The sequence below is a fragment of the Microcystis sp. M53602_WE12 genome, assembly GCF_030065455.1.
Classification (GTDB): Bacteria; Cyanobacteriota; Cyanobacteriia; order Cyanobacteriales; family Microcystaceae; genus Microcystis; species Microcystis aeruginosa.
This window is the reverse complement of sequence record NZ_JASJFB010000428.1, coordinates 1-12,924: the sequence shown is the minus strand read 5'-3', so window position 1 is coordinate 12,924 and position 12,924 is coordinate 1. Positions and strand designations below refer to the sequence as shown.

Sequence of the window (12,924 nt, the reverse complement as noted above, 5' to 3'; positions counted from 1 at the left end):
TTCTCCCCACTTCCTCACTTCCCCACACCCTCTTTCAAGTCAGGAGTCGGGAGATTATTTTTATTTGTTCTCCCCACACCCTACACCCTACACCCTACACCCCACACCCCACACCCTACACCCTACACCCCACACCCTACACCCCACACCCCACACCCCACACCCCACTTCCCCACTTCCCACTGTGCAGGGGGATTATTTTCTAGAGAATAAAACGTAAAAACAGGGAATAATAAACAGAGTTAACAGAGTTGCTAAAGACAAACCCGAAAAAACGACAATTCCTAAAGGTTGCAGGAATTGTCCCCCCTCTCCTAATCCTAAAGCGAGGGGAAATAAACCTAAAACCGTGGTCACGGTAGTCATTAAAATCGGTCGTAAACGTTGGGGAGCGGCCTTTAAAATAGCTTGTAGTCGAGTAAAACCGAATTCTTGCCGCAATTGATTCGCCAATTCCACCATAATAATCCCGTTATTAACCACAATGCCCACCAATAAAACCACCCCGACGATGACAATGGCATTAATCGGGGTTTTGGTCAAATATAGTCCGAAAATTCCCCCCGCTAGGGCTAAAGGAACGGTTAACATAATCACCAAAGGGTCTATGAGTGAGTTATACTGCACGGCCATGACCACAAAGACTAAAAATACTGATAAACCCGCTAATAAACCCAAAGAACCCTGAATTTCTTGATTAGACGTGGCGGCAGCACTGGGTAAAATGCTGATACCATCGGGTAAGGGAGTGGAATTTAAAACCGATTGTACCCCCACGAGTGCGTCACTTAATTTCGCCCCTTCGACTAAACTGCCGATAATAATAAAAACTTGACGCTGATTGATTCTCTGGATGACTCCGGGGGTTTTTCCCGCTTCAATCCGGGCTATATCTGCTAATTTTAAGTCTTCTTGTCTATTGACAAAAATAGGTATTTGTGATATGTCACTAATTTTTTGCCGCGAGTTGGGGTCCAATTGCACTCGGATATCGATTAATCTTTCTCCCCGTTGCAGTTGGGTGGGGATCGATCCTTGAATAGCGGTCCGTAGCGTTTGTCCCACTTCCAGGGTACTCAATCCCAAACTATTTAAGCGGGTCCAATCGGGTTTAATCTGAATTTCCGGTTGTCTGGGGTCAGCATCGGCACGAAAACGCGCACTAGGGACTTTTTCATCGAGAATACTGAGGATTTCTTCACCAGCTTGCTCTAAAGTTTTCCCATCGCGTCCCTGTAACATCACATCCACATCGGCACCAACGGAGGGAGAGTTATTAAGAATAATACCGCGCACTTGACCGGGGGTGAGACGCAAACGCACGTTAACGAGGTTTAATTGCTCTAGTGCTTTGCTCATGCGTTCGATATATGCTTCTGTATTAGTGCCTTGTTTGAGATTAATCGTACTAGAAGCGCGCAAAATATTTTCATTGGTAGTTGTGCCAAAAAGAGAACCGCCACTGGTAGTAAAAACATACTCAGTTTCCGGTTGTGATAATAAAATCTTTTCTACTTCCCGCATCACCTGACGGTTAGTATTTAAATTGGTACCCGGGGGAAATTGAGCAAAAACGTTCACCTGTCCGGTTTGAATACGACTAAAGACTTCCTGGGGGATATATTGCCAGAGATAGAAACTACTTCCCCCTAAAATTAAAAAGGCCAGCAGGATAACAGGTATTCTGTAGTGGATGATTTTAGCTAAAAAACGACCGTAGAGGATGGTTAAACCTTCTAGACGTTGACTAAAGACTTTTAAGAGCCAAAACCGATGGATACCACGGTCAACCCCCATATTTAACAAACGACTGGCCAACATGGGAACAACAGTTAACGCACACAACAGAGAAGCAGCCACAGCAAAACTGATAGTGAGGATAATCTCGTTAAACAGCAGAGAGATAAAACCACCCAGTAATAAAAATGGCAGGATAGAGACGAGATTAGTCGCAGTGGAGGCCAATAAAGCAGATTCTACCTCTTGGCTGCTATTACGGGCAATTTCTAAAAAATCTCGCTTATTTTGGTTTTGATTAACTTTGAGGGCAATATTTTCCAGCATGACAATGGAATTATCCACCACGATACCCACCCCTAGGGCCAATCCTCCCAAACTAAACACATTTATCGATAACCCGAATAACTTCATACAGATAATTGCGACGAGGGTAGAAAGAGGAATCGCTAGGGTAATGATAAAAGTCTGTCGCAGGGAACCGAGAAAGACGAATACAGTCAGTCCTGCTAGAATTGTCCCCGCTAGTCCCGAGGAAACCACGTTATTAACCGCGTTTTGGATAAATACAGACTCATCAGTAGTGGTGACGACTTGTATTCCCCCGGTCATTAACCCGGATTTTTTTAATTCTGTAATGCGTTTTTTGACCCCTTCTACCACAGCAATCGTGTTCGCATTCGGTTGTTTTTGGACGCTAACCCTCACGGCATTTTTTCCATTTAGGGTGACAAAAATTCTTTGTTCTTCTGTCCCATCGATAACTCTGGCCACATCCCGCAGATAGATTTTTTCTTCGGGATTATTACTATCGGTCAGCGCTAAATCTTGGATATCCGCTACGTTTTTAAATTTCCCCACCGCACGGGTTAAAGGTTCCCCGGTTTCTCCCTGTAGTCGGCCCCCAGAGATGTCCTGATTGCGTCTTTTTAGGGTGTCTAAAACCTGATTTAATCCCACTCCTAAAGATTGTAATCGCTGCAGGTCAATATTAACTTGAATTTCTTCTCTAACTCCCCCAATCACGTCCACCACTGCCACTCCTTCCACAAATCCTAATTCTCTCCCTAATTCTTCATCGGCAAATAATCTTAAATCTTTTAGGGGTAGGGTATCAGAAACGAGAGCGAATTCATAGACGGGTAAACGAGAGGGTTCAAATTTGTTTAAGCGCGGTTCCTCAATAATATCGGGTAAATTTTGTCGGACACGATTAAAACTTTCGGTAGCTTCATTTAAAGCGACATTTAAGTCTCCCCCCGGTTGAAAAAATAAATCTACTCGCATCCTCCCCTCGCGAGTTTCTGAATAAACTTGCACTACTCCCTCGGTGGCACTCATTCCTTCTTCTAGGGGTTTAGTTACTTCTTCGAGAATGACTTCCGGGGAAACTCCGGGTACATTCATCCTTAAACTAATGCGGGGATAAGTGATAGAAGGAAGCAAGTCCACTTCTAAACGATTTAGAAAAAAAAGACCGATGATGATAACTGCTATAGTTAACATCAATACTCCTATGTGACGACGAATTGACAGACCGCTTAGGGAGATGTTTTCTGACATGATTACCTATGGGGGAGAGTAAGGAGTGAACAGTGAACAGTAAACCCATAACTGATAACTGATTAATTGTGCATAACTCGACCGAAACTCCATAATTTTTGATAATAATGACGACTAACGCTATCCCTATCATCAGTAAGTAGATTTATAGCGATACCATTGTTACCTGTTTCTTTTCCTGAACTGTGGATATATTGATTATTACCTAGATATAAAGCCACATGATTAACTCTTTTATCACCAAAGAAAATTAAATCTCCTGGGAGTAATTCCTCTCGGTTTATTTTTTGACAAAAAGCCTCCTGTTGATAGGAATCCCTCGGCAACCAAATACCAAAAGTGGCAAAAGCAGCCTGGATTAATCCTGAACAATCGTAATTAGGTGCAAGGGTTCCACCCCAGAGATAATGATTGGTACGGTTCCTTGCTTCCTGAGTAAAAGTGATAATCTCAGGAATATGTTTTTCTATGTCGGAACGAGTTAGAGGAATTTTTTGATAAGCTGTGGTGGCCACCGCAATTGCATCTAAATCTTCTCCGCATAACCAAGCTAAATAATTATCTTCTCTTAGCTGAATTTGTAGCCCTTTTTCGGTAATTTCTAGGGAAATAAATTTTAATTGTCTTCCCTGTTGTGCTTGGGTCGCTAACTCTTGACAACTGGGAGAATTGTAGAGATTTAAGTCTCTTATACAGAGATATTCCTGGTTGAATGATGGGGTAAGAGAGATGATTTTCATAAAAAATAGCTCAGAATTTATTGACAGAAAAAACTGCATTACTAGCCAAAAGCAAAGGGATAACAACGAGGAGAATAACCTTAGTTCGTTCTGTCATCTTCAAGTTTCCACCTCTCTTAATTCGGCTCTCTTATTCTTTGTGTGAGCAGTTTAACTTACTATAGAAGCGATCAATCTTTCTTTGTGTCCTCTGTGTCTCTGTGGTTCCTTCCACTCGCTCGCCAGCAGGACTGTATCTTAGAATACATTTTACCCACCAAACCTAAGAGAGCCTTAATTCTTGGCCATAAAGATAATCTATAACCGAACTGAATCCCTGAAAAATTATTAAACCTATGGCATAATTAACCTTTCAGGGTTCAAAAACTGCAAAAATAAGGATTAAATGGCATACAATCGGTGAATAGAGCATTTAATCGTTTATTATTCGTTTTTAATTCTCCTGACTACTGGCTACTGGCCACCAACTCCTAACCCTAACAACAATTTTTGATTTTTACAACAGGTCTAGGATAGCCATTTCCTTAACAATATGTTACAATAGCCGGCGAGAGGGGAGTGGCCAATATCTGGAACTTTTGGGCTAGAGATAGATTCTATCGATCAACAGTCACCTCCTGGGTGGGTGGAATTAAATATAAGATGAACGTAGGTTGGGTTGAAGTATGAAACCCAACGCCCGCATGGGTTACGCTACCGCTAACCCATCCTACAAATAATTGTTCCTCCCTACTTAAAGTAAGCTTTTAATCAGATGTTGAGGTTAGTCCATGGCCAATGTTTCGGGGCGGTTTCAAAAGCAAGAATACAGCCAAAACTCAGAAAATACCGTCGCGGTGGTCAGTTCAGTCATGTCCGGTTTAAAAAAAGCATCTCCCCTACAAAAGGGCTTATTTTGGGGAATAACCCTCAGTTTTACCGCCCTAGTTTCCGCCACTGTTGGGGCTGCCGTCGCTTTAATTAGTCCCTTACCCGCACCAATTGGGGCTATCTTCCAAAAAACATCTTTTCCCACCCAAACAGACATCCTTGAGGATCAAGCTTGGAATAGCTTAATCAATCAGCAGCTTTCTCGTCCTGTTAATATTTTAGTTATGGGCATCGATCGAGTTTTAGATGCCAAAAACAGCGACGATGTATTTAAAGGTCGCAGCGATACCATGCTCCTAGTGCGCTTCGATCCTAGCGATAAAACCGTGAGAATGTTGTCTATCCCTCGCGATAGCCGCGTCAGAATCCCCGGCCATGGTTTTACTAAAATCAACGATGCTAACGTTCACGGTGGACCGACTCTAGCGGCAGAAGTGGTCACTAATACTTTAGGGGATGTCACCGTTGATCGCTATGTGCGGGTGACTACCGATGCCTTCAAGGAATTAGTCGATTTAGTCGGGGGTGTAGAAGTTTATGTACCCGAACGAATGTATCATAAAGATGTCACCCAAAAATTAGAAATTGATTTACAAGAGGGTTGGCAAAATCTCAACGGCGACCAAGCAGAACAATTTGCCCGTTTTCGTAACCCGCAATACGGCGATATTGGTCGCGTACAAAGACAACAAATTTTATTAAAAGCACTCCAACAAAAGATTTTTAGTCCGACAATTCTCCCCAGTCTCCCGAAAGCAGTACAGGTTTTACAACAATATATCGATACGAACTTAAGCGTCGAGGAAATGCTGGCTATCGCTAATTTTGGACGGGAAATTAAACAGGATGACTTAAGAATGATCCTACTCCCCGGCCGGTTTAACAACCTCGAGGAATACGATGGTCGCAGTTATTGGATTTTGAACCGTCGCGAAATTAGAACCATTGTGGCTAATAATTTTACCGATAACTATGGGGGGGGAGAAACCTCCGTTTATAGTCTGCGGATTGCCATTCAAAATGCCACCCATACCAAAGGTTTAGCCCGTCGTACTCGCAATTATCTGGCCAAACAGGGCTACACAAATGTTTATATTAGCGATGACTCCTCCCAAAAGCTAGAAACCACCGCAATTATTGCCCAAAAAGGTGATGTTCAGTCCGCTAACCTCTTGAAAAATCAATTGGGAATCGGTAAAGTAGAATCATCCTCCACTGGTGCTTTAGACTCAGACCTAACTATTCGGGTGGGTGATGATGTGTCCCAGTTTTTTGACGCTCAACAGTAACAATGTTGAAAAATTTTTTCAGTCTGGTTTTAATTATTTTGCTGGCGATTCTTTGGCTACTTTTCGCGGCCCGTCCGGTGGCTTTGGCCCAAGATAAAACGATTAACTATAGTTTTGCCCAGCTGCAAGATCGGGATTTTTCCCATCAGGATTTGCGCGGAGGAGTTTTCGCAGCTGCTGCGATGCGGGGAGTTAACCTAGAAGGTGCCGATTTATCCTATAGCATTCTCACCGAGGCTGTCCTCTTAAAAGCTAACTTAAAAGGGGCCGATTTAACCGCCTCTTTGGTAGATAGAGTTACCCTCGATTTTGCCGATTTAACTAATACTATTTTTACCGATGCGATCGCTACTCGCAGCCGTTTTTATGACACAATTATTACCGGGGCCGATTTCACTAACGCGGTGATTGATAACTATCAGGTCAAGTTAATGTGTGAACGGGCCGATGGCATTAATCCAGTCACGGGAGTGGCCACCAGAGATAGTTTAGGCTGTAATTAGGGTTTGCTGAATAAATCTAAAAACCTTGTTGGGTAATAATTTTAGACTTTTTATCAATCAAAAAGTACCAGATCTGGGAGTGATCGGGGGGAAAATCCCTGGACTTTTTCCCTGAAAGTTAGGTAATTGACCCCCTCAAAACCCCACACCCCACACCCCACACCCCACACCCTGTCCCCACAAAAAACTTTTTGCCGCAAACCCTAATTAGCAATTCCGGGCAGATTCTAGCTGACTGCTCAAAAATAGCCTACCCCCTACACCCCGGCTATCTCGATCGAGACAGCCGGGGTGTAGAATAAAAATACTGAGCGAGGCTAAAGAAAGGAGAGGGACTCTTGATAATCGTCATCGATAACTATGATAGTTTTACCTACAATTTAGTCCAGTATTTGGGAGAATTAGCCTCCGAGTTCCCGATCGCTGTGCCGATCGAGGTCTATCGTAATGATAAAATCGACTTGGCCACAATCGAACAAATGCGGCCGGATGGGATTGTCATTTCCCCCGGTCCTGGTCGTCCAGTCGATGCGGGCATATCTCTGGAATTAATCGCCAAATTTGGCCCCCGTTTGCCAATTTTGGGGGTCTGTCTCGGTCATCAAAGTATCGGTCAGGTATTCGGAGGGGATGTGGTCTGGGCCCCAGTCTTGATGCACGGCAAAACTTCCCCAATCTATCACAACAATGAAGGGGTATTTCAAGGCTTAGAAAATCCTTTTACTGCCACCCGTTACCATAGTTTAGTGATCGAGCGCTCCACCATGCCGGATAATTTAGAGATCACGGCCTGGGTAGAAGATGGCACGGTCATGGGAGTCCGTCATCGGGATTACCCCCACATTCAAGGAGTACAATTTCATCCCGAAAGTATTTTAACCACTGCTGGCAAGGAACTTTTAAGAAACTTTCTGCGATCCCTCTAGTGTTTGCTAATCCCCAACCCCTGAAATTAACCTTCAATTGATTAATTCTGCATCTACATTTATGAAAAGGCGAGATTTTATCTTATCGGCGGGGGCAAGTTTCTTAACCGTGGCAGTAAGCTCAGTTTTAGCGGAAACTAAACCGAAACCCACTAACCCCACTTCCCCCCAAAAACCCGATAATTCCCTCTTAGTTCAATGGTTGGGTCATAGTTGCTTTTTATTCACCGGAGGAGGGCAAAGAGTCCTAGTTAATCCTTTCCGGGCAATTGGTTGTACGGCGGGTTTTCCTTTGCCAAAAGTAGAAGCAGATATCGTTTTAATTAGTAGTCAACTGTGGGATGAAGGGGCGGCCGAGGGTTTACCCGGTAATCCGAAAATTTTGTTTGAGCCGGGGGCCTACGATCTGGGTAAATTAAAACTACAGGGTATTAGTATCGCCCACGATCGCATGGGTGGGCAACGTTTCGGTATGAATGTGGCCTGGCGTTGGACCCAAGCGGGGATTAGTATTGTCCATTTAGGGGGGGCAGCGGCCCCAATCGAATTAGAACAAAGAATTCTCCTAGGTTCGCCGGATTTAGCTTTTATTCCCGTGGGAGGTGGTCCAAAAAATTATAATCCCCAAGAAGCAAAACAGGCGATCGAAGTTTTACAACCGCGAATTGCTATACCAACTCAATACTTTACCAGTGCCGCCGATAAAAATGCCTGTGAATTGGTGTCTGTAGATGAGTTTCTCAAGTTAGTCAAGGATAAAAATATCCGTTTGATCGAGGACAATAAATTACGGATTCGTGCCGCCGATTTACCCAAAAAAGGGACGCTCATTCGCGTGTTTGACTACCGCAAACTGTTAGAGAAATCCTAATTTTTAGGAGCCAATGACCTAGTCCTATTGATTAACTAATTTTTTCTCGTGTAACGCACCATCAATTTCCTGATATTCCCCGGGTTACGTTGTTGCTAACTCGCCCTACAGCCCTGATCATAAATCAGGGTTATAATTATTTTTAAGAAATTCCAGAATATTCAGCCCCAAGGAATGTCTATGTTACTACAAGACCTAAAGGAAGAAGCGGTTAAGCTATCACCGAGCGAGCGACTTGCGCTGGTTAGCGCCATTATTGAGTCCTTGCAGAGTACCCCAATTGCTAGACCTGATCGTGCTGGTGCAATTCAACGGATGCGTGGCTTACTCAAAACAGACCAACTTGCACCAACCGACCAAGAAGTAGCTGCCATGTTGGAAGAGCGTCGGCTGGAGAAATACCTTTAGTGAGAGTTTTAATTGATACTAATGTTCTCCTAGATTTTCTATTGCAGAGAGAGCTATTTTTCCAAGATGCAGAACGACTATTTCAGGCGATCGATTCCGGTCAGATCGTCGGGTATGTCACAGCCACAACCCTCACGGACATTTTTTACATTGCTCGAAGACACACGCGCAGTATTGAGCAAGCACGGCAAGCAGTTTCAGAGACATTGACAGCAATGGAAATCTGCCCTGTAAACCGGGAGGTTCTAGAGGTAGCGTTTAGTTCAGGTTTGGCTGATTATGAGGATGGGATTCAGGTTGCTTGTGCTGTAGCTCAAGGACTTGATGCTATCTTGACCCGAGATAATCAAGGGTTTTTGAATTCATCGGTACCTGTGTTATCAGTTCAGGAGTGCTTGCATCGCTTGCAAGAGCCAAATAATAGCAAATCCACCTTATAAAATCAAGTTTACAGGCTTTTTGGTTCGTGAGGGGGTGAGGAGTGAAAAGTGAGCAGTTACAGCCAAAATTTGGCGGCATGGGCAAAGCTCCTTTGTGGCAGATTGATGACAGCATTATTACAGGAGATTTACAGGCTGTCCAAGATAGCCCAACCCACGTTAGCATCATGCCAAGAGTTACAATGGCTCTAGAAAGGTACGAAGCGGCATTGGCAAAGACCCAAAAATATTGGGAAAAGGTGGATTAGTGGCATACACACAATAGGAGTCTATGAAAATGGCATGGATATTTAGTTTATCCGCAGAATGTGGTTCTGATGAGAGCAAGGCCGATAAATTTGCTCAACATTTTCAGGGAATGTCATTGTTGCTGTCAAATGGTCGCCAGTGCCAATGTCGCACAGACACATTCCAAGACATAGAAGAAAATTGGTGGTGTCGCGTTTCACCAAATAATCTTAGCGAAGTGGGAATAGACAGCCCTGAAAGTGCCTATTCAATGACAGAGTTAGGTATTTTACTCTATCAGTCCCTACGATTTGCCCCCACCTTCCGTTATGCACTGGTTGGTGTTGAAGTCGATGAATTTAGAACATACACTGAGCTTATCGAAGAATCATCCAATCTATCTATCCCAGGACTGGTTTTAGCGAAACCACTTGCAGGCGAGCTAGGAATATTGCCAGTATTTCGCTCCTTTAGCCCTAGTTATGTTTGGCAACCTTACGCAGGAGAAGTTTACAACCCGCTGATGACATCGCCAAATCTGAAAAACAAGCTTAATGAACTGCTGGCTGTAAGTTGACCTCACAAGCGAAGAAGGCATAACTAGACCGTTCTCTAAAAATTGCTTTAACAATCTTATTAAAAATGTTTTTGCTGAAAGAATCTCGCTCTTTTTTTAGACAGGGATGGACAATTGCGGTTTTACTAATTGCCCTGCTTGTTTCCCTGCCAATTTTATCGGTTGCCAGTAGTTTATTAACTAATTCCAGTCAAGTCTGGCAACATCTGATCGAAACTGTTCTCTGGGATTATCTAGTTAATTCTTTTTGGTTAATGTGCGGGGTGGGCAGCGGCGTTTTAATCATCGGTGTCGGCACAGCTTGGTTAACAACGATGTGTCAATTTCCCGGTTGTCAACAATTTCAATGGTTATTATTACTACCCCTTGCCGCTCCTGCCTATCTCTTGGCCTATACTTATACCAATATGATGGACTATTTTGGTCCGGTGCAGACGTTCTTAAGAAGTGTTTTCGGTTGGAATAGTGTCGAGGATTATTGGTTTCCTAATATCCGTTCTCTTTGGGGGGGGATTCTGATGTTAATACTGGTGCTTTATCCCTACGTTTATCTGTTAGCAAGGGTCGGTTTTTTAGAGCAATCTGTCTGCACGGTGGAGGCAAGTCGCTCCTTGGGATGTAATCCTTGGCGCAGTTTTTTTACCGTCGCTTTACCCCTAACAAGACCGGCAATTATGGCAGGATTAGCCCTAGCTTTAATGGAAACTCTGAACGATTTTGGTACGGTGCAGTATTTCGGTATTAATGCTTTTACCACGGGGATTTATAATACTTGGTTCGGTATGGGCGATCGCATAGCAGCGGGACAGTTATCCACAGTTTTAATGGTATTTATCCTCGTTTTAGTTTTCCTTGAACAATCCTCCCGTCGTCAAGCTCGTTACTATGAAATGACCAATCGTTTCCAGTCACCGACTAAGTACAAACTGGGATTTATTCGCAGTTTTTTGGCAATTATCTCCTGTTTTGTGCCGGTATTTCTGGGGTTTATTGCCCCTGCTTTCTATCTAGCTTATCTAGCCTTTAATCATGCCCAAGAAACTTTTAATAATGACTTTTTTAGTTTATCGGGAAACAGTTTTTTTCTGGCCAGTTTAAGCGCAATTATTGCGGTAGTTTTAGCTTTAATTCTCGCCTACGGGGAAAGACTTAATCCGAATAAAACTCTTAAGAGTTCTGTGCGGATTGCGGCTGCTGGTTATGCTATCCCCGGCATAGTTATCGCCGTGGGGGTTTTAATTCCTCTCGGTAAATTAGATAACTTTTTCAATCAAGGATTAAATATCAATTTAATTCTGAGCGGCACGATTTTCTGTCTGATTTTTGCCTATATTGTCCGGTTTTTAGCCGTAGCTTTTTCCACGTTAGAATCGAGCTTAAGTAAAATTAAACCTAGTTTAGATGATGCTTCCCGCAGCCTTGGCTATGGCACCGGTGCCACTTTAATTAAAGTGCATATTCCTCTTTTGTCAGGGGGATTATTGACGGCGGCTATGTTAGTTTTTGTCGATGTGATGAAGGAATTACCGGCTACTTTGGTGTTAAGACCTTTTAATTTTGATACCCTAGCGGTGCGCGTTTATCAATACGCCAGTGATGAACGTTTAGTGGAAGCGGCGGCACCAGCCCTGGCCATTGTCCTAGTGGGATTAATTCCGGTAATTTTTTTAAGTTGGCAAATTTCCCGACGGGCGATCGATTAAAGTGGTGGCCGATTCCTAGACAAGTTGGCGATCGGCCAGCCGCTTAGTTCTATTTAGGGTTTGCGGCAAAAAGTTTGTTGGTGGGGTTAGGAGACAGGAGACAGGAGACAGGAGATTATTTTATTTATTCTCCCCACACCCCACACCCCACACCCCACACCCTGCCGCGAGGAAAAACTTTTTCGGTAAATCCTAGTTCTATAGTCTAGTACAAAATAATGTTACAGTTCTTGACAAGACTACTAGAGAGGGGGGGTGTCAGTGATAGGATTCCCTAAAACCCCTTTTCTTTATTTTTGTAGAGAGAACAAAATCCTATGACAGAACTTTCTGGAAAAGCTCCTAAGTTCGGTGGCAGCACGGGCGGTTTACTCGCCAAAGCCGATCTGGAAGAAAAGTACGCCATCACCTGGACAAGCAGCAAAGAACAAGTCTTTGAAATGCCCACCGGTGGCGCCGCTATCATGAACGAAGGCGAAAATCTCCTCTATTTGGCCCGCAAAGAACAGGCGCTCGCTCTTGGTACCCAATTCCGGACGAAATTTAAGCCCAAAATCGAAGATTACAAAATCTATCGGATTTATCCCAGTGGTGAAGTGCAGTATCTCCACCCTGCTGATGGTGTCTTCCCCGAAAAAGTTAACGCTGGTCGTGAATTTTTCGGCAAAAAAGACCGCAATATCGGCAAAAACCCGGAACCGGCGACAATTAAGTTCTCTGGTGTCACTCCCTACGAAGCATAAATAATCCCTAAAATCGAGAGTGGGGAGTTAGATTTAGAAGCTATTTGGCCCCAAGATTTAACTTCTGACTCTCGATTTCTCTGATCGCAATCGCAATCAATTGCTAGTTAGGGTTTACTGAAAAAGTTTTTCCTGGGGTTAGGAGTTAGTGGCCGGTCGTCAGGAGATTGCTTTTATTTATTCTCCTAAGTAGCTGGTTATAATTAAATTAAAAATGGATTTTAGCTTCGATCCCCCCTTAATCCCCCCTTGATAAGGGGGGTGCCGATCCCCCCTTAATCCCCCCTTGATAAGGGGGGTGCCGATCCCCCCTTAATCCCCCCTTG

Annotated in this window: 13 protein-coding genes and 1 pseudogene; 12 read left to right on the top strand and 2 right to left on the bottom strand. The window is 43.7% G+C overall.

Going from position 1 to position 12,924, the window contains the following annotated elements; all coding sequences use genetic code 11:
- Positions 1-213: hypothetical protein (locus PX482_RS14470; protein WP_288122596.1), on the top strand; the 213-nt coding region annotated here is incomplete at its 5' end.
- Here PX482_RS14470 and PX482_RS14465 read toward each other — a convergent pair.
- Both PX482_RS14465 and PX482_RS14460 read right to left on the bottom strand, forming a co-directional pair.
- The gene (locus PX482_RS14465; protein WP_288025292.1) at positions 196-3,300 is read right to left on the bottom strand and encodes an efflux RND transporter permease subunit; all 3,105 of its coding nucleotides are present in this window, start codon (positions 3,298-3,300) and stop codon (positions 196-198) included. The two genes, PX482_RS14470 and PX482_RS14465, sit on opposite strands and share 18 nt — an antisense overlap.
- A gap of 62 nt (positions 3,301-3,362) precedes the next feature.
- Positions 3,363-4,040 (bottom strand): C40 family peptidase, encoded by a 678-nt coding sequence (locus tag PX482_RS14460; protein WP_002758470.1) that lies wholly within the window; start codon positions 4,038-4,040, stop codon positions 3,363-3,365.
- Positions 4,041-4,810: 770 nt separating this feature from the next.
- Here PX482_RS14460 and PX482_RS14455 point away from each other — a divergent pair.
- The 11 genes and pseudogenes from PX482_RS14455 to PX482_RS14405 all read left to right on the top strand — a co-directional run bounded on the left by PX482_RS14455 (position 4,811) and on the right by PX482_RS14405 (position 12,598).
- Positions 4,811-6,199, top strand: a complete 1,389-nt coding sequence (locus PX482_RS14455) for an LCP family protein (RefSeq protein WP_288025296.1) — start codon at positions 4,811-4,813, stop codon at positions 6,197-6,199.
- 2 nt (positions 6,200-6,201) lie between these two features.
- Positions 6,202-6,702 (top strand): pentapeptide repeat-containing protein, encoded by a 501-nt coding sequence (locus tag PX482_RS14450; protein ID WP_002768627.1) that lies wholly within the window; start codon positions 6,202-6,204, stop codon positions 6,700-6,702.
- A gap of 338 nt (positions 6,703-7,040) precedes the next feature.
- Positions 7,041-7,628, top strand: coding sequence for an anthranilate synthase component II (locus tag PX482_RS14445; protein WP_002758465.1), 588 nt, complete (start codon positions 7,041-7,043; stop codon positions 7,626-7,628).
- 61 nt (positions 7,629-7,689) lie between these two features.
- Positions 7,690-8,499 carry an MBL fold metallo-hydrolase gene (locus tag PX482_RS14440; RefSeq protein ID WP_002758464.1) on the top strand — a complete coding sequence of 270 codons (810 nt, stop codon included), beginning with the start codon at positions 7,690-7,692 and terminating at the stop codon, positions 8,497-8,499.
- 180 nt (positions 8,500-8,679) lie between these two features.
- Positions 8,680-8,907 (top strand): hypothetical protein, encoded by a 228-nt coding sequence (locus tag PX482_RS14435; protein ID WP_002758463.1) that lies wholly within the window; start codon positions 8,680-8,682, stop codon positions 8,905-8,907.
- A complete protein-coding gene (locus tag PX482_RS14430) occupies positions 8,907-9,347 on the top strand; it encodes a type II toxin-antitoxin system VapC family toxin (protein WP_002758462.1) in 441 nt (146 codons plus the stop codon). The genes PX482_RS14435 and PX482_RS14430 overlap by 1 nt, the downstream gene beginning before the upstream one ends.
- A gap of 65 nt (positions 9,348-9,412) precedes the next feature.
- Positions 9,413-9,595: pseudogene (locus tag PX482_RS14425) on the top strand (Tse2 family ADP-ribosyltransferase toxin); the annotation flags it as partial.
- A gap of 23 nt (positions 9,596-9,618) precedes the next feature.
- Entirely contained in the window at positions 9,619-10,152 is a 534-nt protein-coding gene (locus tag PX482_RS14420; RefSeq protein WP_223210047.1) for a hypothetical protein, read from the top strand.
- A gap of 65 nt (positions 10,153-10,217) precedes the next feature.
- The gene (locus tag PX482_RS14415; protein ID WP_002758458.1) at positions 10,218-11,855 is read left to right on the top strand and encodes an ABC transporter permease; all 1,638 of its coding nucleotides are present in this window, start codon (positions 10,218-10,220) and stop codon (positions 11,853-11,855) included.
- A gap of 77 nt (positions 11,856-11,932) precedes the next feature.
- Positions 11,933-12,064 carry a hypothetical protein gene (locus PX482_RS14410; protein ID WP_288025307.1) on the top strand — a complete coding sequence of 44 codons (132 nt, stop codon included), beginning with the start codon at positions 11,933-11,935 and terminating at the stop codon, positions 12,062-12,064.
- A gap of 108 nt (positions 12,065-12,172) precedes the next feature.
- A complete protein-coding gene (locus PX482_RS14405) occupies positions 12,173-12,598 on the top strand; it encodes a photosystem I reaction center subunit II PsaD (RefSeq protein WP_002738785.1) in 426 nt (141 codons plus the stop codon).
- Positions 12,599-12,924: the final 326 nt, after the last annotated feature.